Annotated in this window: 26 protein-coding genes; 17 read left to right on the top strand and 9 right to left on the bottom strand. The window is 69.0% G+C overall.

Annotation, left to right across the window (positions count from 1 at the left end; genetic code table 11):
• Positions 1–432: 432 nt before the first annotated feature.
• Together ABD912_RS20870 and ABD912_RS20875 are read left to right on the top strand one after the other, a co-directional pair.
• Positions 433–1,809: an MFS transporter gene (locus ABD912_RS20870; RefSeq protein WP_345153969.1), complete on the top strand. Its 1,377-nt coding sequence runs from the start codon at positions 433–435 to the stop codon at positions 1,807–1,809.
• Positions 1,810–2,046: 237 nt separating this feature from the next.
• Complete coding sequence (locus tag ABD912_RS20875; protein ID WP_345153970.1) at positions 2,047–2,850, top strand: IclR family transcriptional regulator; 804 nt, start codon at positions 2,047–2,049, stop codon at positions 2,848–2,850.
• Here ABD912_RS20875 and ABD912_RS20880 read toward each other — a convergent pair.
• Positions 2,847–3,011 carry a hypothetical protein gene (locus ABD912_RS20880; RefSeq protein ID WP_345153971.1) on the bottom strand — a complete coding sequence of 55 codons (165 nt, stop codon included), beginning with the start codon at positions 3,009–3,011 and terminating at the stop codon, positions 2,847–2,849. The two genes, ABD912_RS20875 and ABD912_RS20880, sit on opposite strands and share 4 nt — an antisense overlap.
• A gap of 298 nt (positions 3,012–3,309) precedes the next feature.
• Here ABD912_RS20880 and ABD912_RS20885 point away from each other — a divergent pair, with 298 nt between their 5' ends.
• Entirely contained in the window at positions 3,310–3,843 is a 534-nt protein-coding gene (locus ABD912_RS20885) for an isochorismatase family protein (RefSeq protein WP_345153972.1), read from the top strand.
• Positions 3,844–3,978: 135 nt separating this feature from the next.
• Here ABD912_RS20885 and ABD912_RS20890 read toward each other — a convergent pair whose 3' ends face one another.
• The gene (locus tag ABD912_RS20890; protein ID WP_345153974.1) at positions 3,979–4,491 is read right to left on the bottom strand and encodes a GNAT family N-acetyltransferase; all 513 of its coding nucleotides are present in this window, start codon (positions 4,489–4,491) and stop codon (positions 3,979–3,981) included.
• A 73-nt stretch (positions 4,492–4,564) separates the two neighbouring features.
• Complete coding sequence (locus ABD912_RS20895; RefSeq protein WP_345153975.1) at positions 4,565–5,302, bottom strand: PspA/IM30 family protein; 738 nt, start codon at positions 5,300–5,302, stop codon at positions 4,565–4,567.
• A 195-nt stretch (positions 5,303–5,497) separates the two neighbouring features.
• On the opposite strand from ABD912_RS20895, the gene ABD912_RS20900 reads away from it, so the two are divergent.
• Positions 5,498–6,253, top strand: coding sequence for a hypothetical protein (locus ABD912_RS20900; RefSeq protein ID WP_345153978.1), 756 nt, complete (start codon positions 5,498–5,500; stop codon positions 6,251–6,253).
• A 6-nt stretch (positions 6,254–6,259) separates the two neighbouring features.
• Here ABD912_RS20900 and ABD912_RS20905 read toward each other — a convergent pair whose 3' ends face one another.
• Positions 6,260–7,111, bottom strand: a complete 852-nt coding sequence (locus ABD912_RS20905; RefSeq protein WP_345153980.1) for an inositol monophosphatase family protein — start codon at positions 7,109–7,111, stop codon at positions 6,260–6,262.
• A 223-nt stretch (positions 7,112–7,334) separates the two neighbouring features.
• On the opposite strand from ABD912_RS20905, the gene ABD912_RS20910 reads away from it, so the two are divergent.
• Together ABD912_RS20910 and ABD912_RS20915 are read left to right on the top strand one after the other, a co-directional pair.
• A complete protein-coding gene (locus ABD912_RS20910; protein WP_345153981.1) occupies positions 7,335–7,820 on the top strand; it encodes a MarR family winged helix-turn-helix transcriptional regulator in 486 nt (161 codons plus the stop codon).
• Positions 7,817–9,367, top strand: coding sequence for an MFS transporter (locus tag ABD912_RS20915; RefSeq protein ID WP_345153983.1), 1,551 nt, complete (start codon positions 7,817–7,819; stop codon positions 9,365–9,367). The genes ABD912_RS20910 and ABD912_RS20915 overlap by 4 nt, the downstream gene beginning before the upstream one ends.
• An 87-nt stretch (positions 9,368–9,454) precedes the next feature.
• Here ABD912_RS20915 and ABD912_RS20920 read toward each other — a convergent pair whose 3' ends face one another.
• Positions 9,455–9,895, bottom strand: coding sequence for a pyridoxamine 5'-phosphate oxidase family protein (locus ABD912_RS20920; RefSeq protein WP_345153984.1), 441 nt, complete (start codon positions 9,893–9,895; stop codon positions 9,455–9,457).
• 72 nt (positions 9,896–9,967) lie between these two features.
• Positions 9,968–10,432 (bottom strand): very short patch repair endonuclease, encoded by a 465-nt coding sequence (locus ABD912_RS20925; RefSeq protein WP_345153986.1) that lies wholly within the window; start codon positions 10,430–10,432, stop codon positions 9,968–9,970.
• Positions 10,433–10,522: 90 nt separating this feature from the next.
• On the opposite strand from ABD912_RS20925, the gene ABD912_RS20930 reads away from it, so the two are divergent.
• Positions 10,523–11,599 (top strand): App1 family protein, encoded by a 1,077-nt coding sequence (locus ABD912_RS20930; RefSeq protein ID WP_345153987.1) that lies wholly within the window; start codon positions 10,523–10,525, stop codon positions 11,597–11,599.
• Entirely contained in the window at positions 11,596–12,063 is a 468-nt protein-coding gene (locus tag ABD912_RS20935) for an acyl-CoA thioesterase (RefSeq protein WP_345153988.1), read from the top strand. The genes ABD912_RS20930 and ABD912_RS20935 overlap by 4 nt, the downstream gene beginning before the upstream one ends.
• 37 nt (positions 12,064–12,100) lie before the next feature.
• Here ABD912_RS20935 and ABD912_RS20940 read toward each other — a convergent pair whose 3' ends face one another.
• The 3 genes from ABD912_RS20940 to ABD912_RS20950 are packed head-to-tail and all read right to left on the bottom strand — an operon-like array spanning position 12,101 to position 15,941.
• Complete coding sequence (locus tag ABD912_RS20940) at positions 12,101–13,750, bottom strand: amidohydrolase (RefSeq protein ID WP_345153989.1); 1,650 nt, start codon at positions 13,748–13,750, stop codon at positions 12,101–12,103.
• Positions 13,747–14,457, bottom strand: coding sequence for a TetR/AcrR family transcriptional regulator (locus ABD912_RS20945; RefSeq protein ID WP_345153991.1), 711 nt, complete (start codon positions 14,455–14,457; stop codon positions 13,747–13,749). Before ABD912_RS20945 ends, ABD912_RS20940 begins: the two co-directional genes overlap by 4 nt.
• Before the next feature lie 14 nt (positions 14,458–14,471).
• Positions 14,472–15,941 carry an APC family permease gene (locus ABD912_RS20950; protein ID WP_345153994.1) on the bottom strand — a complete coding sequence of 490 codons (1,470 nt, stop codon included), beginning with the start codon at positions 15,939–15,941 and terminating at the stop codon, positions 14,472–14,474.
• 216 nt (positions 15,942–16,157) lie between these two features.
• On the opposite strand from ABD912_RS20950, the gene ABD912_RS20955 reads away from it, so the two are divergent.
• The 9 genes from ABD912_RS20955 (at position 16,158) to ABD912_RS20995 (ending at position 23,164) form a co-directional block, all read left to right on the top strand.
• A complete protein-coding gene (locus tag ABD912_RS20955) occupies positions 16,158–17,477 on the top strand; it encodes an MFS transporter (protein ID WP_345153996.1) in 1,320 nt (439 codons plus the stop codon).
• 51 nt (positions 17,478–17,528) lie between these two features.
• A complete protein-coding gene (locus ABD912_RS20960) occupies positions 17,529–18,179 on the top strand; it encodes a GntR family transcriptional regulator (protein WP_345153997.1) in 651 nt (216 codons plus the stop codon).
• A 124-nt stretch (positions 18,180–18,303) separates the two neighbouring features.
• The gene (locus ABD912_RS20965; protein WP_345153998.1) at positions 18,304–18,438 is read left to right on the top strand and encodes a hypothetical protein; all 135 of its coding nucleotides are present in this window, start codon (positions 18,304–18,306) and stop codon (positions 18,436–18,438) included.
• A 59-nt stretch (positions 18,439–18,497) separates the two neighbouring features.
• Positions 18,498–19,175 carry a DUF2848 family protein gene (locus ABD912_RS20970; RefSeq protein ID WP_345153999.1) on the top strand — a complete coding sequence of 226 codons (678 nt, stop codon included), beginning with the start codon at positions 18,498–18,500 and terminating at the stop codon, positions 19,173–19,175.
• A gap of 2 nt (positions 19,176–19,177) precedes the next feature.
• Positions 19,178–20,659, top strand: a complete 1,482-nt coding sequence (locus ABD912_RS20975) for a 4-hydroxyphenylacetate 3-hydroxylase family protein (protein ID WP_345154001.1) — start codon at positions 19,178–19,180, stop codon at positions 20,657–20,659.
• A gap of 3 nt (positions 20,660–20,662) precedes the next feature.
• On the top strand, positions 20,663–21,019 hold the full coding sequence (locus tag ABD912_RS20980; protein WP_345154003.1) for a cupin domain-containing protein: 357 nt from the start codon (positions 20,663–20,665) through the stop codon (positions 21,017–21,019).
• Between the two features lie 2 nt (positions 21,020–21,021).
• Entirely contained in the window at positions 21,022–21,546 is a 525-nt protein-coding gene (locus tag ABD912_RS20985; RefSeq protein WP_345154005.1) for a flavin reductase family protein, read from the top strand.
• A 124-nt stretch (positions 21,547–21,670) separates the two neighbouring features.
• Entirely contained in the window at positions 21,671–22,483 is an 813-nt protein-coding gene (locus ABD912_RS20990) for a carbon-nitrogen hydrolase family protein (RefSeq protein WP_345154007.1), read from the top strand.
• A 90-nt stretch (positions 22,484–22,573) separates the two neighbouring features.
• A complete protein-coding gene (locus ABD912_RS20995; protein WP_345154009.1) occupies positions 22,574–23,164 on the top strand; it encodes a TetR/AcrR family transcriptional regulator in 591 nt (196 codons plus the stop codon).
• The last annotated feature ends 156 nt before the right edge of the window (positions 23,165–23,320 follow it).

Here is a 23,320-nt window from a genome sequence, read left to right on the forward strand (position 1 = left end):
CGAGTAGTACAGGTCGGTGAACGTCCCGCCGACATCGACTCCAATGCGCTTCATGCTCGATCTCCTCCAGGTGGTCGCGGATCTCTCAGCGGCCCTCGGTTGCTCTTCCAGCAACTACTTTGCTTTCTCGGCAACTATGAGCACAAGAGGGAATGTGTAAATTCATTATTTCCCGCCCATCCTGACGACTCGGCCTTCGGCCATACGGCCTACTCGGCATTGCTTAGTGGCGGCGTTAAAGAAAATTGGTTTGACGAAACACGAATGACACGGATGCGTGTTTCTATGGATGCGTCACAGTTCTTTGGTGCACAACACCTTTTCTCTTTCGCCGGGCAGCCAAGCCTGCCGCGGAGGGTGCCGGCCGGATGGCCGGTCCGCACGGCGCGGTCGCGATGGCGCATCCGCCCGGCCAGAACGCAAGGACTCGTCATGACCCTCTCATCATCCACCCCGGCCCGTGCCGGGATACATTCCTTTACGCCGCGCGATGTCAAGATCGCCAGCTGGATCTGCTTCTTCGCGTGGGCCGTGGCGGTCTACGACTTCGTGCTCTTCGGCAACCTCCTCCCGGTCATGGCCGCCGACCTTGGCCTGGCCGAAGCGCAGGCCACCGGCCTGAACACCTGGATCACGGCCGGAACGGCACTGGTCGCCTTCGGCATCGGCCCCGTCGTCGACCGGTACGGACGCCGCAAGGGGATCGTCATTGCCGTGGCGGGGGCCGCCGTCGCCTCGGTGCTGACCGCGACCGTCGGCTGGCTCATCGGACTCCTGGGGGGCCTGGGCCTCGTCGCGCTGGTGCTGATCCGTTCGCTGGCCGGCCTCGGCTACGCGGAGCAGGCGATCAAAGCCGTCTACCTGAACGAGGTCTACGCATCCGCCGGCGCCAACGGGCCCAGCCTGCGCCGGCGTGGCCTGGTCTACTCGCTGGTGCAGTCGGGCTGGCCCGTGGGCGCGGTGCTGGCCGCCGCGTCGACGGCGGTCCTCATGCCGATTGGCAGTTGGGAACTCTGCTTCGTCCTGGCCGCCGTGCCGGCCGCTTTCATCGTGTGGGCCGCCCGCTGGCTCAAGGAAAGCCCGCAGTTCAGCGCCCGCACCGAGGTGCTGCGGCTGCAGCGGTCCGGAGACGGCGCGGCCGCTGCAGCCCTGGCCGCGGAGCATCACATCGACCACACCGCCACTGCCGCGACGCCGCTGAAGGACGCCTTCCGCGGGGAGTCGCGCCGCCCGCTGTTCGCGATCGGCCTGGCCTTCCTCCTGAACTGGATCGGCGTCCTGGTGTTCTCCATCCTCGGCACCTCGCTGCTGACGGCGGAGACGGGGAAAGCCATCGAGTTCACGAACGCCCTGCTGATCCTTGCGATCTCCAACGGAACCGCATTCCTGGGCTACCTTTTCCACGGCTGGCTGGGGGACCGGATCGGCCGCCGCAACACCATCGCCATCGGATGGACCCTCTCGGCGGTCTCCTTCGCGGCCATGATCCTGCTGCCGGCTGGCGCGTTTGCGGCGACGGTCGCGCTCTACAGCCTGGGGTTGTTTTTCCTCATCGGCCCGTTCGCGGCGCTGCTGTTCTTCAACGGCGAAAGCTTCCCCGCGGCGACCCGCGCCACCGCGGGGAGCATCATCAACGCAGCCGGCCAGGTCGGGGCCATCGTGGGTGGCGTCCTGGTCACGGCGGCCCTCTCCGCGGGGCTGAGTTGGAACACCACCGCGCTGATCGTGGGGTGCGTTCCGGTCTTTGCGGCCGGGCTCGTCGTCCTCGCCGCGCCGCACCGCGACCCGGCGGCATTGCCCGTCGAGTAGGGGACAACGCCCCGCCGAAGCGCCGTTGGACGCCGTAGCGTCCGACGGCGCTTCGGCGCGCCGTTTGCCTTCGCCATTTGTCTGCGCCGTTTCGCCGCTGCGGCCTGCGTGTATAGGGGGAGGTGGCGTGGTCACGCGGGCCTCATGGCCTCGTCGGCTATCGTGGATCGTGGCCATAGCCGGATCCCTGTGCGGCGGCGGATGTGGACAGGATCACCAACGTACCGAGGAGCCTCCGTGTCACCAGAACCGAATGACCGCGCCGCGGGAGTCCAAGGCGCGGCGGCGTCCCTGCTCAACGGTCTCAAGGTCCTGGAAGCGTTCCGCATCGGGCGCCCGAGCCTGGGCGTGACCGAGGTCGCCCAGATCGTCGACCTGCACAAGAGCACGGTCTCGAGGATCCTTTCCGGCTTGGCGGCTGCCGGCTACCTTGAGCGCGAGCAGGAGAACGGACGCTACCGGCTGGGCCTCGGGGTCATCGGTCTGGCGGGTCCGCTCCTGGCCGAACTCGATGTCCGGCGCCTGGCTCGCGGCCCGTTGGAGCACCTGACGCTCCAGACGCAGGAAACCAGCGCGCTCTCCGTGTGGAACGGGACCGGGGCGATCGTCGTCGAGCAGGCACCCAGCCCGCAGTTCGTCAAGCACACGGCCTACATCGGGACGCGCTTCGACCGTTACGAGAGTTCGTCGGTCCGGGTCTTCCTGGCCGCGCTGCCGGAGAGCGCGGTGTCCCAGCTCCTGGAGACCGGACAGATTGCGCGCACTGCGACCTCGGGGCTCGGCACCGACGTCGCGGCCCATCTGGCCCAGGTCCGGGAGCAGGGGGTGGCGCTCAACGACGGATTCACCGATCCCCAGGAGTTCGGTGTTTCCGCACCGGTCAAGGACTACCGCGGCGAGGTGGTCGGATGCATTACGCTGTCCGCCCCGCGCGGGCGCATCTCGCCGGAGGCGCACGCGGACCTCATTGCCGCGGTCCGCGCTGCCGCCGAAGAGGTCACGGACCGGCTCGGCGGCGCCCCGGCCAAGCCCGAATCCTAGGGCGCGCCGCCACCGCTGGCCGGTAGCCCGTTGGCGGTTGCGGTGAGTAGGGCGACGGCCCCGTAGTTGCCGGCGGCGACCGTGCTGCCCTTGCCGTCGAAATCCCAGCGGTTCCGGTTCCCGTATCGCTCGGGCAGGTCCCTTCCGCGGCGCGTTCGCACGGGCCTTCCTTGCTGTGCCCTCAACGCCGGAACCCGAACAGGTTCCGGCAACACGCTTTGGCGGGCTCTGGCCGCATCGTTCCGGGAAAATCGAGAGGCACTGAGGGCCATGTTGCTGGGGGAGCAACTATTTTCTCCGCGGCCAAGTTGGCTGGCACTATCGGATCGCCTTGGAGCGGCGCCTGCCGCGGGCCGGTCGGAATCCTTGATTTCGCAAGTTCATGGGAGAAATCTGTGCGTGGACGGGCTATGCGGCGCCATCTCGGGGTGGCGACGTCAGTCACTGAAGGAGATGCACGTGTCCAACGAAATCGAGACCCAGCTGAACGAACTCCTGGAGAAGGCCTTCGCGATCGGAGCCGAGGAGTACGCGGAGCGCGGCTTCAAGCGTCGCGTTGGCTACGGCACGCGCCCGGCCCTCATCCACATCGACATGGCCAACGCGTGGACCCGTCCGGGCCACCAGTTTTCCTGCAAGAACATGGAAACGATCATCCCGGCCTGCCAGAGCCTGAACGAGGCCGCCCGGGCCAAGGGCGTTCCGGTCATCTACACGACCACCGCCTACGACATCACCGGCGTCACCGCCGCCGGCTGCGTGCGCCACACCGTCGAGGACGCCATCGCCGAGGGCTTCCGCCCGATCGTCGTCCGCGAGGCCGTCGGCGACCGCGTCCCCGGCGTCGTCGCCTGGAACCTGTTCGACATCGACGCCAAGTTCGGCGACGTCGAGCAGCTCGAGAACGTGGTCGCGTACCTCAACGCGCTGCCGGACTTCTCCGAGACGGTTCCCACTTCGCAGGTCCCCGTGGGGAAGTCGTCCCTCGTCTAGACGCCGAGGGGCCCCGGCCGAGCGAAGCGAGGTCGGGGAGGCGTCGACGACGTTAGTTCCGCTTGCCTGATCAGCGGGCCGGCCACCTCCTGGTGGCCGGCCCGCTGGCGTGTGGGCCGGACTTCGGCGCGCCGGTTAGATCCCGAACGCGGCCGGGTACTGGATGGCGCCGGAGGGCACGGGGCGCCCCGGGTCCAGCGTGAGCGCCATCATCGCCTCGTCCGGCACCTCGAACGGTGCCCGGATGCCGTAGCCGGAGGCCGGGGTGAAGCCGAAGCGCGGGTAGTAGCCGGCGTGCCCCAGCACGAGCACCAGGTTTTCGCCCAACGCCCGGGCGGCTTCCAGGCCGGTCCGGATCGCGGCCGCGCCGGCGCCCTGGCCCTGGAACGCGGGCAGCACCGCGCACGGGGCCAGCGCGAGGGCCGGCTGCCCGTCGACATGGCAGCGGGTGAGCAGGGCATGCCCCGCCGGGGTCCCGTCGGGGGCCTCGGCGAGGATGGACAGGCCCTCGATCCAAGCCCCCGGATCCGCGCGCAACGCTTCGACCAGGTCCGCCTCGGCGGGGGTCGGGAACGCTGCGACATTGATCGCGCGGACGGCTGCGACGTCGGCGGGGGCCTCGGGACGGGTGGTCCAGGCGGGGGTCATGCGCTCTCCGTTTCGGGGTGCTTCGCCCGCACGGCATCGGTGCCGGCCGGCGAAGCGGGATTGGTCGGGGCGCCTAGGACCCGAGCTCGCGCTGCCGGTTTTCCGCCTTCAGTGCAGCCAGCCGGGCCTCCACCTCGGAAACCTCGCCCAGGTTCTCCAGTTCCTCGAACTGGGCGTCCAGGGAGGATGCCGCCAACTCCGCCGCTCCGCGGACCTTGGCCTCCTCGCGGCGGATCTTCTCCTCGAAGCGGCCCACCTCGCTGGCGGGGTCCAGCAGGTCGATGGATTTCACCGCGTCCATCATCTGGTTCTGCGCGGCGGCGGTGCGCGAACGCGCCACCAGTTCGTCGCGCTTGGCGACCAGCTGGGCCCGCTTGGCCTTCATGGCCTCCAGTCCGGCCTTGAGCTTCGCGACGATCTCTTCCTGGGCGGCGATGGTCGGCTCCGCGTCGCGGGCCTCCTTCTCATGCTGCAGCTGGCGCGTGATGGCGACCCGGGCCAGTTCGTCGAACTTCGCGGCGTCCACCGTGTCGCCGGCGGTGCGGAATCCGTCGGCCCTGGTGGAGGCGGCCAGCGCCTTGCGTCCCCAGTCCTCGGCGGTGCGGAGGTCGTTGCGGTAGTCGTCCTGCAGCAGGCGGAGGTTGCCGATGGTCTGGGCCACCGATGCCTCGGCCTCGGCGATGTTGTTGGTGTAGTCGCGCACCGTCTGGTCCAGCATTTTCTGCGGGTCCTCCGATGCGTCGATCGCGCTGTTGGCGTTCGCCTTAACCAGCTGGGCGATGCGTCCGAACAGGGACTTCTTCTCTGCCATGGGGCGCCTTTCTCTGGGATGACCGCCGGGTTCCACCTTGAGCCTACGCCGCCGGCGCCCCTCTTGGCTGGATAGGCACCGCGGCGGCGGAGCGGTGCCCGTCCCGCCGCCGCGGTGCGTCTCTGTTGGTCCGGGAGGGTGCTCGCTACGCTGGGAGCAACCACACTGGGGGACAACGAAAAAGTGGGGGATCCCATGACCGACGCGAACCAGCCAAGCAGTCCAGATACGCCGAACCCGTCAAACCAGCCCTCTTCCGGCCAGCCCTACCCGAACCGCCCCGACCCGTATCAGCAGTACCCGAACCAGCCATATCCAAACCAGCCCGGCCCGTACTACCAGCCGGCGCCCTACGACGGCCAGCCCCCCGAGCAGCTGTCGGGGCTGACCATCACGGCCATGACGGTCGGGATCGTGGCGCTGGTCGTGGCCGCGATCCCGATCTTCGGGTTCGTGTCCTTTGTGCTGGGCCCGCTCGCGATCATCCTGGGCATCATCGGACTGGTGAAGAAGCGCCCGAAGAAGGGCTTCTCCATCACCGGCATCATCACTGGCGCCCTGGCGCTGCTGCTGTGCATCCTCTATCTGGCGATCGGCATCGCGCTCGCGGGCGTGTTCGGCAACGCCACCAGCCAGGCCGGAACCTACACCTACAAGGTGGTCGGGGAGGGCACCTTCCAGGTCACCTACACCACCACCAGCCTCTTCGATCGCACCACCAACCAGGCGACCGGCCAGTTCAGCGCGGAGGTCGAGGCCTCCAAGCTGCTGGGCACTCTCGAGGCGCACAACACCGGTAACACCGCGGGCGACCTGACCTGCACGATTACCGACTCCACCGGCAGGCTGATCTCCACCAACACCGCCTCGGGAACCGGCGCCTCGGTCATCTGCGCCACCGTGGCGGGCATGGACAAGGACGGCGACGGGAACTGGGACGGCCAGCCGTAGCCCCTGTCAGCGCCGGTAGCCGGTAGCCCGCCGGGCGGCGACGAGGCGCTCGACGACGGCCACCGCCGTCGGACAGTTCCCGCCCGGCCCAACCGCCACGAAGCAGGGGGCCTCGTGCGCCGGCCCGGCCTCGTCGTCGTACCGGAACGGCAGGTAGCTGCCGCCGGCCTGGCGCACCAGCAGGACGCCCGCGGCTACGTCCCACGGGTTCGTGTCCAGGCCCAGGGTCGCATCCGTCCACCCGGCCGCCACGTGCGCCAGCGCCAGTGCCGCGCTGACCTTGCGGCGCACCGTCGCGTAGGTGCCCACCAGCTCGCCGAACGCCTCCAACGCGGCGGGCCCGTCGAGGGCGAGCGCCTCGGCGGACGGATAGTCGGTCATCAGGCAGGCGCGGGCCTCTTCGGCCTCGGCCTGCGGGTGCAGGGGCGCCCCGTTCAGGTAGGCGCCGGTCAGGTCGGCGGTGAAGAGCAGGCCGGCGATCGGGTCGTAGACGACGCCGGCCAGCAGTTCGCCCTCGAGCGCCGCCGCGATGGACACGCAGAAGAACGCGACGCCGTGGGCGAAGTTGCTGGTGCCGTCGATCGGGTCCACGATCCACTCGATGCGCCCCTGGCCGCGGTGTCCGCCCTCCTCGCCCAAAACGCGGCTGTCCGGTTCGCAGGCGAGCAGATGGCGGACGATCGCTTCCTCGCTGGCCCGGTCGTGCTCGGTGACCAGGTCATGCGCGTTGGTCTTGTGGCCGGCGCTGACGCCGCTGCGGAAGGCCGCGCGCAGGCCGGGTCCGACGCCGGTCGCGGCGTCGGCGGCAATGTCGCGCAGCCGGGTGGACAGGCTGGCGAGGTCTTCGAGGGATTCCACGCGTCCAGCCTAAGCTTTTCTCCCCAAAGTAGTTTGCACGGTCAACAGTTATGTGCATATAGTTGCCTTACGCAATATTAGCCTCAGTCAACTTTCTTGTCCTGGTGGACCTTGTTGCATCAGTCAAGCTTTTTGCGCCACCCACCCTTTTCGCCCCGGCTGCGTCGATCCGGCTTCCCGCATCGACGGTCCGGGGTCCATCACTCACCTGCGAAGGAGATCCATGCCGGTCGGAAAAACCACCGTGGTGGAACTGGTCCAGGGCATCCAATCCCTGCACCGCATGCTCCGCTGCGTCTCCCATCTCGGCATCGAACCCGGTGAACCCGGGCTCGGTGCGCTGGGCGTGCTGGGATACGTCTACAACAACCCCCTCACCCGGGCCGCCGCGGCCGCGCGCTGGCTGGGTGTCGGCCCCGCCGTGCTCAGCCGCCATGTCGCCGAACTCGAATCCTCCGGAATGGTGGTGCGCCGCCCGGACCCGGACGACGCCCGTGCCCAACTGCTGGAGCTGACCGACGCCGGCCGTGCCGCCGTCGAGCGCTCCAACCGGCAGCGCGGCCTGCTCCTGCAGGAGATGCTGGTCGACTGGGACGAATCCGAGGCCCACGACGCGATCGAGACGCTGGGCAAGATCGAGGCCATCCTCCGCACCGGGGTCGAACGCGGAATCGGACGCCCCGGCGCCGAAGGGACGGCAGCGGTATGACGGCAGCCAAGGAAACCAGCGCCCCGGCCCTGAGCAAGGAATCCGCGCCGGAGAGCCCCCATGTCATGAAGCAGCTGATCGGCGTGCTGGCCAGCTTTTTCGCGGCCATGCTCTCGGCCACGATCGTCTCGATCGCGCTGCCGACGATCATGGCAGACCTCCATGGCACCCAAACCGACTTCGCCTGGGTCATTACCGCCGCCCTGCTGGCCAACGCGGCCACCACCCCGATCTGGGGCAAGCTGGCTGACCTGTTCCCGAAGAAGCGGCTGACCCAGATCGGCATCTCGATCTTCGTCCTCGGCTCCCTGGCGGCGGGGTTCGCCCCGAACGTGCCGACCCTGCTGGGCGCACGCGTCCTGCAGGGCGTGGGCATGGGCGGGCTCACCGCGCTGGGCATGGCCGTCATCGGTTCCGTGATCGCTCCGCGCGACCGCGGGCGCTACTCCGGCTACTTCGGCGGGGTCATGGCCGCGGCCACGGCCGGCGGCCCGCTGCTTGGCGGACTGATCGTGGACAGCCCGCTGGGCTGGCGGTGGACCTTCTGGTTCGGCATCCCGATCGCGCTGGCCGCGATGCTGCTGATCCACCGCACCCTGCGCGTGCCGTACCTGCCGCGCAAGGTCCATATCGACTGGGCCGGCGCGGTGCTGGTCACCACCTCCGTGAGCATCCTGCTGATCTGGGCCTCCTTCGTGGGCAAGCCGGACTACTTCGGATGGGCCTCCTGGCAGACCTATGCCATGGTCGGCGGGGCACTGGTGCTGATCGCGGTGCTGCTGGTCGTGGAGAGCCGCGTCCCCGAGCCCGTCCTGCCGCTGAAGATCATGGTCCAGCGCACCCCGGCCCTGGCCATCATCGCCTCCGTCTCGGTGGGCGTGGCCATGTTCGGATCCGGCGCCTTCCTGGGCCAGTACTTCCAGATCTCCCGCGAGGCCAGCCCCACGCTGGCCGGCATCCTGACCCTGCCGATGATCGCGGGCAACCTGATCGGTTCGGTCGTCTCCGGCCAGCTGATCAGCCGGTACGGCCGCTGGAAGGGGTTCCTGGTTGCCGGATCGCTGCTGAACGTCGTCTCGCTGTCTTTGCTGGGCACCATGACCCACGAGACGCCCTACGGAATCCTGGCCGTGGGCATGCTCGCCAACGGCATGGCCATGGGCATGCTGATGCAGAACCTGGTCCTTGCGGTGCAGAACACGGTCCAGGTCCGCGACATCGGCACGGCCAGCTCGGCCGTCGCCTTCTTCCGCTCCATCGGCGGCGCGGCAGGCGTCGCGGTGCTTGGGGCGGTGCTCGCCGAGCGCGTGGGCACGCTGACGCTGGACGGCATGGTCGCCGCGCACCTGATCTCTCCGGACGGAAGCGCCGCCGCCTCGGTGTCCAGCATGGACGTGGGCGCGCTGCCGGCCTCCGTGCGCATGATCGTCGAGGGCGCCTACGGCGACGGAACCGCGGCGGTGTTCCTGCTGTCCGCGGCGGTGGCCGTGGTGGCCTTCGCCTGCATCCTGTTCATCAAGGAAGTTCCGCTGCGCCGCTCGCTGTAGGGGTTGCCCCGCCCCGGGGTGGCCTTGCCCCGCAGCCGTCCTGGCCGGCGTCGCACCCGCCCCCAACCGGGGCAGGTGCGGCGCCGGTCAGGTTTCGTCCAGCTGTTCCGGCTGGGCGCCGAGCATGAAATGCCGCCCCGTGGTCGAGGACGGGACGATCTCCACCCACACGTCCTTGAGTGTGGGAATCCACGGAGCCACTCCGGAGTCGCGGGCTGCGGCGATCTCGGCTTCCGTCTCGAGGATGCGCGCCTCGCCGCGCACCACCACGGACCAGGCCTCGTCGCTGAGGATCCCGTCCGTTTCCAGGGCCACCTGCGGATTGACCGCAAGTTCGGCAAGCTTGGTGCCCGGGCCGGTGCGCAGGAACACGCGGCGGCCGGCGGTGGAGTAGTTGACCGGGAAGATATCGGGCCTTCCGCCGACGGTCACGGCCAGGCGGCCGTGCTTCGCATTGTCCAGGAGGCGCCAAATCTGGTCTTCGTCGAGAAGGAGGATGGGCTGGTTGTCTGCATGTTCGAACATCATGGAACCATTTTTCTACGCGACGTAGAAGATTGCTAGGGCGAGGCCGGGAATTCCAGGCTGGGGCCGGAAATTCTAGGCCGGGGCACCCAGGAACGCGTCCAGCCGGTCCAGCACCTGCTCGGGGTCCTTCAGCTGGCACTCCCAGAGCGTCAGCACGGACCAGCCCATCGCTTCCAGCGCCCCCGCGTTGCGGGCGTCGCGCGCCATCGTCGCCTCCCGCTTGGCGGACCAGAATTCGGCGTTCGACGCCGGCGCGACGCGTCCGGCGGGGCAGTCGTGCATGTGCCAGAAGCAGCCGTTGACGAACACCGCCTTCCGGCTGCCGGCGAAGACCAGGTCCGGGCGCCCCGGCAGTTTGCCGCCGGGCAGCTTGCCTCCGGGAGCGCGGCGGGCCTCGGCACGGGATACCTTCCCGTGGAGGCGGTAGCGGTACCCGGCGGCGTGGGCGATCCGGCGCACGCGCAACTCCGGCCCGGTGTCCTTGCTGCGGATCCGGGACATCAGGGCCGAGCGCTGTTCGGGGGTCAGACGGTCCACCGGGCCCGCATCCCGCTGCGACCGCCGCGTGACGTGGCGGCCATGTCTTCATTCTGACAGCGGGCCCGCGGTCGTGACAGACTGGGCGCCATGCCCGCCAAGAACAAAACGCACTTCGCCTCCAAGCTCGAAGACGGGTTCCACGCCTGGCGCGAACGCCGGGCACGCGAACGCGGGATGGTCGCCACGGTGCTTCCGTTCAAGGGATACGGGCGCGCCGGCGCCGATGCCGGGTGGGTCCGCATCCTGGCGCGCGTGGTCATGGCCCGTCCCCGGGCCTTCGAGGACGGGCACCTGCAGCCCAAGGTCATCTCCGACGGAGTGCGCGGGTGGCGCAACTTCATTTCCCCGGCGGCGCCGTATGCCGAGGTGGTCGCCCGGATCGGCGACCGCGAATTCCGCATCGACGCGGACCGCGGCGGCGTGCTGGACGCCCGCGTCCCCGCCAACCTTCCACCGGGCTGGCACACCGTCACGCTGACCTGCCAGGACTCCGAGCCGGCGTCGGCCAAGATCTTCGTGGTCGCCGAAGACGCCCGCTTCGGGCTGCTCTCCGACATCGACGACACCGTGGTGGTCACCGCGCTGCCGCGTCCGCTGCTCGCGGCCTGGAACACCTTTGTGCTCGACGAGCACGCCCGCGTCGCCACCGCCGGCATGGCCGTCATGATGGAACGGGTGCTGCGCGGCCGCTCGGGCGTCCCGGTGCTGTACCTCTCCACCGGCTCCTGGAACGTGGCACAGACCCTGACCCGTTTCCTTAACCGCAACCTCTATCCGGAGGGCACCCTGCTGCTCACCGACTGGGGCCCCACCGAGGTGGGCTGGTTCCGCTCCGGCATGAAGCACAAGGTGGACCAGCTGCGCCGCCTCGCCGTCGAATTCCCGGACATCCAGTGGCTGCTACTCGGCGACGACGGCCAGCACGACCCGGAGATCTACGCCGAGTTCGCCCGCCGCTACCCGCAGAACGTGTGCGCCATCGTGATCCGCCAGCTCACCCCTTCCGAGGCGGTGCTGGCCGGCGGCCGGTCCCAGGGCATCATGGCGTCCACCCCGGGGGTGCCGTGGGTCTACGCGACCGACGGTGCGCAGATCGTCGCCGAGCTGGGCCGGCTCGGCCTGGTCCCCGAGCCGGCGGAGCGCGACGGCGGAGACGTCCGGTGAGCGGCCGGAAGCTGCGCGTCCAGGTCCCGATGCGCTGGGCGGACATGGACGCCTACGGGCACATCAACAACGTGAACCTGGTGCGCATGATGGAGGAGGCCCGCATCGCCGGCTTCGGCGTGCCCGGCGGCACCGGCAAGCCGGGCACCGAGCCGCTGGTGAACCTGTTCTCCACCATTCCGGAGGCCACCCAGATCCTCGTCGTCGAGCACCGCGTGCGCTACGTGGTGCCGCTGGACTACCGGAACGTCCCGGCCGACGCCGACCTCTGGATCTCCGGGGTCAAGCCGGCCAGCTTCGATATCTGCTATGAGTTCCACGACCCGGTGGACGGCGGGCTGCGCGTGAAGGCGACCACCACGCTGGCGTTCTTCTCCGTGAACGAGGGACGCCTGCTGCGCATCCCGGCCGCGCACCGCGAGGCCCTCGAGGAATTCCGCGGAGAGCCGGTTTTCCGCTCCTAGCGGCGCTCAGCCGCGGTGGCCTGACGAAGGTGTCGGCTCATGGGGTGGTTGCTCCTTGGGTGAGAACGGCGGCCAGGTTGTCCACCACGATCTCGCCGTCCACCACCGTGAGCAGGACCGGGGAGGAAGAAAAGTCGTCCGGATCGGTTTCCAGCGGGTCGTCGAGGAAAACGGTGAGGTCGGCGCGGGCTCCGGCCTCGATGGTCCCGCCCGTTTCCCCCACGGAGAGCCAGTACTGGCTGGTGTAGCCCTCAAGGGCCGCCCGGGCGGAGAGGGCCTGTTGCGGCTGCACCGGCTCGATGTCCGGCCGGCCCGCCGGGCGGCGCGTTTGCGCGGCGGCGATGATCCCGCGCGGATCGTGGGGCGCGATGGGCCAGTCCGAGCCCAGGGCCACGACGGCTCCGGCGCGGCGGAGGTCTCCGGTGCGCCACGCGTGGTTCGCCCGTTCGGTTCCCAGCCGCTGGGACCAGTTGTCGCTGTGGTCGGCCCTGCTGTAGAGCGCGCAGTGGGTGGGCTGCAGGCTGGTCGTGGCGCCGGAGGCCACCACCTGGTCCAGCACGCCATCCGGGATCGTTTCGATGTGTTCGATCCGGTGCACGGTGCCGTTGGGCGGCAGCCGGGAAATGGCTTCGGCGATGAAGGACACCGCGCGGTCGCCGATGGCGTGGGTGGCCGTGGGGATGCGCAGGTCGTGGAGGCGGCGCAGGACGGAGGTGAGGTCCAGCGGGTCGGTCCACAGGGGCTGCCGGGATTCGCCCTGCGTGTCCGGTTCGAACAGCCAGGCCGTTCCGTTGTCGATGGTGCCGTCCATCATGAGCTTGACGCCGTGCACGTGCCAGCGCCGCCCGTGCCGCCCCTGCAGGCCGATGACCCGTTCCACGTCCTCGGCCGTGTCGCCCGGCATGATCCAGGGCGAGATCCGCAGCCGGATCGGCAGGTCGGCGCGCTCCTCGAGCGCTTCGAGGAGGTCCAGCGCGTCCGGGGTCCCCAGGTCCAGCATTTGCCCCGCCACCAGTCCGGAGGAGGCCATTTGGGTGAGGATCTGGTGGAGGTCGTCGAGGCGCTCGCCGAAGCCGCGTTCGGGCAGCCCCCGCGAGACGAGGTTCATGGCGGCGGACTCGAAGAGCATCCCCGTGGGGCGGCCGTGCGCGTCGACGCCGACGCGGCTGGAACCGGGGAGGTCCCGCGCCCCGCTGAGGCCCGCTGCCGCCAGGCCGGCGGCGGAGACGACGGCGGCGTGCCCGTCGAAGAACGTGACGTACGCCCGCCTGCCGTCGAGGATGCCGTCGAAGAGGGCGTTGCTGAACGGCCGGGTGCCGTAGACGGCGGGGTCCAGTCCCCAACCGAGGACCCATTCCCCGTCGCCGGAGTGGGTTGCGGCGTGTTCGGCAAGGAGGGACCGCGCCGCGTCCCAGGTCGTGACGCCGCTGAGGTCGGCGCCGCGGGCGAACTCCCCACCGAGGATGGGGTGGATGTGGGCATCGATGAGGCCCGGTACCACCGTGGCGCCTCCGACGTCGATGACGCGGCGGGCGCGCGCGGTGAGTTCCTGGAGGCTGTCGGAGGACCCGACGGCGACGACTCGGCCCGCGTCGATGGCCACGACGCCTTGGACCTTGGCCAGGTCGGCTCCGGTGAGGATGCTTGTCGAGACGATCGCTAGGTCGATGGGGTGGTTCGGGTTCATGGAAGCTTCTCCTGGTTGTCGGCGGGTTCGGGGGCGAGGGCGGGAACGGGCGCCACGGGGCCGGGCACCGCTGTTCGTTTCAGGCCCGCGGCCAGGGTGTCGGCGAGGAAGCCGAAGCGGTCCACCGGGCGGGTGGAGAGCGCGTCCCTGGCGCCGGCGAGGTTCGGGAAGGCGGCGGCCTGGCCGTCCGTGAAAGTCCACATCGATTCGATGGTCAGCGCGTCCAGGGCCGCGCCGATCGCGGCGCTGTCGAGGGTTTCGACCGCGGGAAGCACCAGGTGCTTCGGCACTCCGGCCGCCTCGAAGGCCGCGGCGATCCTGTCGTAGACGGCTAGGGCGTCGGGGTGGGTCATGGGCTGGACGAGGAGCAGTGGCAGCAGCGCCGGAACGGTTTGGTAGGTGCGGCGCAGGACGTCGAACACCTGGTGGACCAACGTGTCGAGGTCCCCGGAGAGCCGGGGGAGCGGGATGCGTTCGGCCAGCGCCCCCCGGGCGAGTTCCACGATGTCGGACCGTCCCGCGACGTGCTTGTAGAAGGCCGACTGGCGCACTCCGAGGCGTTCGGCGAGCCGGGGCAGGGACAGCACGCCCTCCTCCTCCAGCAGCGCGAGGGCCTCGTGCCCGATCGCGTGCAGCGACAGCCGCGGCGTGCTGGGCCGTCCCATCCGGCGCACGGGGGGTGTCTGGCCGTCTGCTGCCTGGCTCATTTCGGGTGTCCGATTCATTCCGAGTGTCCGATCCGTGCGTAGGTTCCGGGGCGGGCCCGCCGAAGCCAGAGGGCGATGAGGGCACCGACGGTGAACACTACCGGCGTGACGGAGATGAGGATCGTGTTGAGCGGGTCGCCGGGCGCCGCCCCGGTCAGCAGCTGGATGTTGGCGATGCCCAGCCCGGCGACGGTGGCCATCACGACGGCGGCCACGATGGCGGAGGGGACGACGTACCAGGCCGGACGCAGCTGGCGGTTGCGGAGGAAGTAGGCCACCACGCCGATGCTCGTCAGGCCCTGCAGGACGAGGATGCCGATGACCCCGGGGGAGTTCATCCAGATCACGAACTGGCTGAAGGGATCGAGCTGTAGGAGGGCTGCGGCCCCGACGAAGACGACCGCCAGGAGCGTCTGGAGGACGCCGGCGCTGGAAGGGGTGCGGAACCGGGGGCTGACCCTGGCGGTCCAGCCGGGGAAGATGCCCTCCCTGCCGAGCGAGAGCGTGTAGCGGTTGATCGTGTTGTGGAAGGCGAGCTGGGAGGCGAAGATGCTGGTGACGATGAGGATGCTCATGAGCTGCACGCACCAGTCCCCGGCGTACTGGCCCGCCATGATGTAGGCGGTGTCCCCGGCGTCGAGGTGGCCGGCGGCGAAGGCCTGCACCGCATCGGCGCCGAAGGCCTGGACGATGACCCAGACGGCGAAGGCGTAGAACGCGCCGATGAAGGCGATGGAGATGTAGGTGGCCCGGGGGATGGTCCGGTCCGGGTTGCGGGCCTCCTCGCGGTAGAGCGCGCCGGCTTCGAAACCCATGAAGGCGGAAAACCCGAGGGTCAGGACGGCTGCGAAGGCGGGGGAGAAGACCACGTCGGGGCTGAAGGAGTCGAAGCTGATCCCGCCCGCCCCGCCGCGGGCGAGGACGGCCACCGCGACGACGGCGACGATGAGGGTCTCCAGGGTCAAAAGGACCGCGAGCACCTTGGCACCGACGTCGATGCCGACCCATCCCAGGACCCAAACGGCCGCGATGGCAGCCATGGCGTAGAGCCACCACGGCAGCTCGATCCCGGTGAACTGCCGGACGCCCAGGTTGGCCTGGATCCCCAGGAGGCCGTAGAGGCCGATCTGGATGCCGTTGTAGCTCATCCAGGCCGTCAGCCCGGCGCCGAGTCCGGCCACCCGCCCCAGCGTCTTGACGATGTAGCCGTAGAAGCCGCTGTAGGAGCGCACGTAGCGGGTGAGCGCCATGAACCCGATGGCGAAGAGTCCCAGCCCGAGGGCCGCGACGGCGTAGATCGCGGGGGCGCCCACGCCGCCCACCGCGATGGCGAGCGGGGCTATGCCGACCACGATGGTCAGCGGCGCGGCGGCGGAAACCAGCATGAACACGATGTCACGGGTGCCGATCGCGTCTTTTTTGAGTCCGGCGGCGGGGCCGGCGGCGGGCGGAGCGTGGGTCGCCTCGTCTTTAGTGAAAGCCATACACTTTAGTGTGGGGCAGGTCACTCCAATGTCAAGCCCCTGCCACAAAAGCCGCTCCCGTGACGCGATCAGTTGCGCGGTAGACAAGTTGTATACAGTTGGTCTACAGTCTTGCTCGTGAGTTAGATCACCCGGCGCAAGGCGCCATCTCTCAGCCCCCGTGAGGGGCTCCAACCCTGGAGAAACCGCATGACGACGCTTTCCTCGCCTCCACGCGTGCGCAAACACACCTCCCTGCCGGCCGTTGCCGCGTCCAGCCTCGCTGGCACGGCAGTGGAGTGGTACGACTTTTTCCTGTACGGCACGGCAGCGGCACTGGTTTTCAACAAGCTCTTCTTCCCCAGCACTGATCCGTTCGTGGGCACCATGCTGGCCCTCGGCACGTTCGCCGCCGGCTTCCTCGCCAGGCCCCTGGGCGCCATCGTCCTGGGGCACCTGGGCGACCGCCGCGGCCGCAAGGCCACCCTGGTGGCGAGCCTGATGTTGATGGGCGTCGCGACCGCGCTCATCGCCCTCATCCCGCCCTACGCCAGCATCGGCGTGGCGGCGCCGGTCATCCTGCTGTTCCTTCGCCTCGTCCAGGGATTCGCCCTGGGAGGGGAGTGGGGAGGAGCGGTACTGCTCGTCTCCGAGTACAGCAACGACAGCACCCGCCGGGCGTTCTGGGCCTCGTGGCCCAACGTGGGGCCGCCGCTGGGCAACCTGATGGCCGCCGGCGTGCTCGCACTGCTCTCCGCCACCATGCCCGCCGAGCAGTTCATGGCCTGGGGGTGGCGGGTCGCCTTCGGCCTGTCGGCGATCCTGGTCGTCATCGGCCTGGTCCTGCGCCTCTACGTCCAGGAGACGCCCCTGTTCCAGGCATCCCAGGCGAAGGCGGACGCCGAGGATGCCGGGCGTTCCCGGCTCCCGCTGGCCCGGCTGGTACGGCACCACTGGCGCGAGATCCTCATCGCCGCCGGCAGCCGCATGGGCGAGAATGCCGGGTTCTACATCTACTCCCTGTTCCTGATCACCTACGTCACGGAAATCCTCAAGCTGGACCGCCAGACGGGGCTGACCGCGGTGATGGTCGGGCAGGGCGTGGCGGTCCTCGCGATCCCGCTGCTGGCAGTCCTGGCGGACAGGGTGGGGCGCAAGCCCCTGCTCTTCGCCGCCTCCGGCGCCACGGTGGTGTGGGGATTCGCCTTCTTCGCCCTGCTGGACACCGGCGAGTTGCCGTTCATCATCCTGGCCGCGGTGGGCGGGCTGCTGATCTTCGCCGCCTACAGCTCCGTGATCGGTGCCTTCTTCTCCGAGCTCTTTCCCACCGAGGTCCGCTACAGCGGCACCTCCGTGGCCTACAACATCGCCTCCCTGGTGGCAGGCTCCCTGTCCCCAATAATCGCGCTGGCCCTCTACCAGGCCTTCGGGACCGGGCAGGCGATCGCCCTGTACCTTGTGGTGATGGGGTTCATCTCGATCGTCTCGGTGGCCTGCGCCAAGGAGACCAAGAACCTGCGGCTCAGCGACCTGGATGCCGCCCCGGCCGGCAGTTAGCCGGCCCGAATCCCAGCCCCCGCACCATCTACCTAGCTAGGAACGAGAACGATGAGCATCTTCCAACCGGCCCCCACAAGCGCACCCGACCGGGCGTTCCTGTGGCTGCGTCAGCAGATCGCGGCCCTGCCGTGGGACCGGGAGGCGTTCCTGAGCGAAAACGCGATCGCGGAGGCCTCGGGGATCTCCCGCACGCCCGTCAGGGAGGCGCTGCTGCGGTTGGAGGCCTCGGGCCTGCTCCGACGGGTCCCGCACAAGGGCGCCTACATCCCGGCCCTGACGGAGACGGACATCCAGGAAATCATGGAAGTGCGCCAGGTGATCGGCGAATGGGCGACCCGCAAGGTCGCCGCGGACGGGCTCGTCCCCGCCGACGACCTCGAGGCCCTGGTGCTCGAACAGGAGCAGCACCTCGCCGACCCGGTGAAGTTCATCGAGTGCGACATCACGTTCCACCAGCGCATCGTCCACGCCGCCGGCAACCCGACGCTCGCGCAGGTCTATGACTCCCAGCGGTTCAAGCAGGAGCGCCTCGGCATCCAGGCCGTCCTGGCCGGCCTCGGACGAAGCGAAACCGTCCTGCTCGAGCACCGGGCCATCGTGCAGGCCATCAGGGACGGCGATCCCGAGCGGGCCGCGGAAGCCGTCCGCAGCCACATCCATTCCACCCGCAGCGTGCTGGGCGCGCGCCGCACGTCCTAAGGACGTCCTAGCCGCGGCCTAGCCCCACCCCACCCCTCCGCCGGGGCCGTTTCGACCCCGGCGTAGCCACTGCATACCCAAAAACACCCTGAACCAAGACATCCCGAACCGCCCTGGAGACCCCATGGAAACCGGCTTTTTCCACCTGCCGCCGGGGGAGGAGGGTGCCGCCTTCGATTCCGCCGGTCTCGGCGACCTCGTTCGCGCCAGCCTCGATCCGGCGCTCACCCGCCCCGCGCCCCACCACCTCCCCACCTGACCCGACACGTCCGGCCACGAACGCCCGGACTCGAACCACCCGGACAAGAAACGGAAGACATGCCCACCCACACAGACACCCTCCAATTCAGCGTCGACGGCACGGGCGAATCGATCGTCCTGGACGACTTCACCGCCATCGTCGCCGGCTACACCGGCCGCGACGAGGCCGCGGTGCAGCACCACATCGACGAACTCGCGGCCATCGGCGTGGCCCCGCCGCCCGCGGTCCCGATGTTCTATCCGGTGCAGAACCACACCATCACCACCGTCGCCCGCGTGCAGGTCGCAGGCGACAAAACCTCGGGGGAAATCGAGCCCCTGTATATCCGCCACCAGGGCCGCTACTACCTCGGCATCGCCTCCGACCACACGGACCGGCACGTCGAAACGATCGACATCGGCGAGTCGAAGCGGGCCTGCCCCAAGCCGGTCGCGGCCACCGTCGTCCCGGTGCCGGACCTCGCCGGCCTCGTGCTGGACGGAGCCCGGGCCCGCTGCTGGGTCGACGGCCGGCCGTACCAGGACGGGACGCTCGATGGCCTGCGCACCCCCGAAAACGTCGTCGAACTGCTGCTGCGGCGCACCGGCATCGGTGAGGGGGACTTTGTCTGCCTCGGCGGAACGCTGCCCGTCATCGGCGGAACGTTCGTCTACGGCACCGACTGGCGCCTCGAACTGACACTGCCCAACGGCACCCGGCTTTCCCACACCTACACCATCCAGAAAGGAAACTGACCATGCGCACTGGAGAGGCCTACCTCAAGTCGCTCAACGACGAGCGAACGGTCCTGCTCGACGGAGAGGTCGTCGACAACGTCGCCGGGCACCCCGCCTTCCGCAACGTCGCCCAGACCATCGCCGAGCTCTTCGACATCGCCGCCGACCCCGCCAACGGGATGCAGTACCACAGCGACGAAATCGACGGGCCGGCCAACCTGGTCTTCAGCGTTCCCCGCTCCGCCGACCAGCTCGCCGCCCGGCGCCGGGCCGTCGAGCGGTGGACCAAGCACACCCACGGATGGGTCGGCCGCAGCCCGGACCACGTGGGCACCTTCTTCGCGGCCTTCGGCGCGCACCCCGAGGTCTTCGAGCACCCCGAGCGTGATTTCGCCGGGAACATCAGCCGCTACTACCAGCGGATCCTTGCCGAGAACCTCTACGTCTCCTACGCCATCATCCCGCCGCAGGTTTCCCGCGCGACCACCGCATCGGGCTGGGAAGGCGACTTCCTCCAGGCAGGCGTCGTCCGCGAAACCGAGGAAGGCCTGATCGTGCGCGGATCGCAGATGCTGGCGACCGGCGCGGCCATCGCCGACGAAGTGTTCGTCACCTGCATCAAGCCCCTGGGGCCGGACGACGTCGACTTCGCCGTGAGCTTCGCCCTGCCCGTGGCCACCCCCGGCCTCAAGCTGCTCTGCCGCCGCCCCTATGCCCCCCAGGCCTCCAGCGACTTCGACTACCCCCTGACCAGCCGCTACGACGAACCCGACGCGCTGGTCATCTTCGACGACGTGCTGGTTCCGTGGGACCGCGTCTTCATCGACCGGAACGTCGAGACCCTGCGCCGCCAGTTCTTCGACACCGGAGCGCACGCACTGGGCAACTGGCAGGCCCAGACCCGGCTGAACACCAAGCTGCAGTTCATCGCCGCCGTCGCCCGCAAGGTCACCCAGGTCAACGGGACCGAACGCATTCCCGGCGTGCAGGAAAAGCTCGGGGAGCTGGCGGCCGTCGTCTCCTCGGTCGAATCGGCTCTGGTCGCGGCCGAACACACCGCCGAGCCGGACGAAGCGGGGATGCTGGTGCCCGGAAAGCGCGCCCTCTACGGGGCCATGGGCCTGCAGTCCGAAACCTACCCGCGGGCGATCGCGATCCTCCGGGACCTCGTCGGCGGCGGGGTCCTGCAGATGCCCTCCGGCGTCTCCGACATGAAGAGCCCCGTCACCGGACCGGACGTGGAACGCTACATCGCCTCCCCGGGCGTTTCCAGCGAGGAACGCATCAAGCTCTTCCGCCTGGCCTGGGACATCATCGGGTCCGAGTTCGCCGGCCGCCACCAGCAGTACGAGCTGTTCTACGCGGGCGCTCCGTTCGTGGTGAAGGGCGCCTACACCTTCCGCAACTACGGCTTCGAATTGCACGTTGCGGAACTCGACGAATTCCTTGCCGCCTACGGCACCGACCACATCCAGAGCGGCCAGATCCAGGAGGCGAAGTAAGCCATGCCGAAGCCAGAGTACGAGTTCACCCCCACCTCCTCCGTGGAGTTCGCCCCGTGCAACCCGCACATCGAGGGCCTGTCCGAAGCCATCCTCGCCCGCAACACCGCCGACGATTCGGTCACCCGGATCCTCCGGTTCGAGCCGGGGACGGACACCACTCCCAACGGGGCCCTCCGCCACGACTTCTGGGAGGAAGTGTTCATCTTCGAGGGGTCATTCGTGGACCAGCGGCTGGGCCAGACGTTCCGTGCCGGCGACTGGGCGACCCGGCCTCCGGGCATGGAACACGGCCCGTGGATCTCCGCCGAAGGAGCGAAGATGTTCGAGGTCCGGTACTACCAGCGGAAGGGCGAGTAGCCATGGCGCTCGCGGCCACTTTCGCGCAGCCCGACGGGCTGGCCATGCGCCGGGCCATGGGCCGGTTCCTCACCGGCGTCGCAGTGGTCACCACGGCACACGACGGCGAGGCGTCGGGCATGACCATCAATTCGCTCACGTCGATCAGCCTGGATCCGCCCATCCTGATGATCTCGCTGAACCACAACACCCGCACCGGGGACGCGCTCCTGGCCAGCGGCAAGTTCGCGATCTCCATCCTGGGCGTGAAACAGGAGGCCGTGGCCCGCCAGTTCGCCGTGCGGGGAGGAGCCCGGTTCGAGGCCGGGAGCTTCGACACGACGCCCGGGGGCCTGCCGGTGATCGCGGACGCGCTGTCCCAAGTGGAGTGCGAGGTCGCCCACCAGTACGTCATCGGGGACCACCAGGTCTTCTTCGGCAGGGTCCTCGCCTGCCGCGACCGCGACGGGGACGGCCTGGCCTTCAACGCGGGAAAGTTCGGAGCCTTTGCGGACTTCCACCACGAACAAGGGCCGTGGCTGTTCTAGCCTGAACATCTAGCCTGAATACACACCTGCCCGAACACGCCGGTGGGGTGGCCGCCGCGCGGCGGCCACCCCACCGGGATCCGCGGCCACACCAATCCGGACTTCTACCCCGAATGGAGACAGCATGAGAATCGCGATCGCACAGATCCTCAGCGGTTCCGACCCCGCCGAAAACCTCGAAACCGTACGGGACTATGCGACAAGGGCCAAGGAGCAGGGCGCGGACCTCGTGGTCTTCCCCGAGGCGACGATGTGCGCCTTCGGCCATCCCCTGGGCAGCGTCGCCGAACCGCTGGACGGCCCGTGGGCCACCGAAGTCCGCCGGATCGCGCACGAGCTCGGCCTCGTCGTCGTGGCCGGCATGTTCACCCCCGGGCGCGGCGGGCGGGTGCGGAACACCCTGCTGGCCTGCGGCCCCGGCGTGGACACGCACTACGACAAGATCCATCTGTTCGACGCCTTCGGGTACGCCGAATCCGAAACCGTCGATGCGGGCGAGTCGCCCGTCACCTTCGAGCTCGGCGGCACGGCCATCGGACTCGCGACCTGCTACGACGTCCGTTTCCCGGCCTTGTTCGCCGCCAACGCCACCTCCGGCGCCCGGGTCAACATCGTCTGCGCATCCTGGGGAGCGGGCGAGGGCAAGGCCGAGCAGTGGGAGCTCGTCACCCGCGCACGGGCCGTGGACAGCACGACCTTCCTCGTCGCCGTCGGCCAGGCCAACCCGGCTTCCGTGGACAAGGCGACCACGGGAACGGCCCCCACCGGAATCGGCCGCAGCGCCCTCATCAGCCCCCTGGGCACCGTGCTGCATGCGCTCGGGGAGAAGCCCGAACTCGTGGTCCTGGACCTCGATCCCGCGCAGGTCGACGAGGTGCGGGCCAAGCTGCCGGTACTGGCGAACGCCAGGAACCTCACTGTTCCCGCGAGGCCTTAGGCACCCGTTGCCACAGCCGGCTCCGAGCCGGCTGTGGCAACGGGCCCTGGCATGATTCACTCATCGCGGGTTTCCCAATAGGCTGGCCGGGTGGATACAGGCACCGTGAACTCCGGCGAAAAGCTTGACAGGCAGTCGCGCATTCTCGAAGCGGCATTGCAGCTGCTGTCGCGGCACGGCATATCAGGCGTCAATATGCGCGCCGTGGCGCGCGAAGCCGGCGTCGCCCTGGGGCTCGTGAACTATTACTACGAAGACAAATCGACCCTGATCCGTGCGGCCCTGCGCCGCATCGACGAGGACGACCTCATGCTGGTCGCGCCCGACCCGGCGTCGCCCCCTGACGAACAGCTCCGCAAGGCCCTTCACCGCGTTGCCGGTCCGGAAATCCTGACCACGCAATATCTGTCCCTGCGGCTCCATCTCTGGGCGCTCGCGCAGGCTGATGAAGATTTCGCCCTGATCAATGCGGCCGCGTTCGATCGGTATCTCGAGGGGCTCGCGACGCTGATCGGGAATGCCAGCCCCGAGCTTTCCCGCGAGGAGTGCCGGGAGCGGGCGGCCGACATCGTCGTGGTGCAAAACGGCATGTGGTTGACGGCCCTCCTGGGCATTGACAAGACGTTCATCCAGCGGAGCATCGCCCGCACGGAGCAGATCGCTTTCGCCGCCGCGCCATAGGGCGGGCGGTCCCGGTGCCGGGCCGTTCCCACAAACACTCCTTCCGCTGTAACGGCGTCGAAACATGTTTGAACATTTGTTCAGGTAGGGTCTTGAACAATTGTTCAACCCCTACTAGCCTTCATCTATGACCTACGCCACACCGGCCCAATGCGG

It is taken from the genome of Arthrobacter ginkgonis, assembly GCF_039540195.1.
Lineage (GTDB): Bacteria > Actinomycetota > Actinomycetes > Actinomycetales > Micrococcaceae > Zafaria > Zafaria ginkgonis.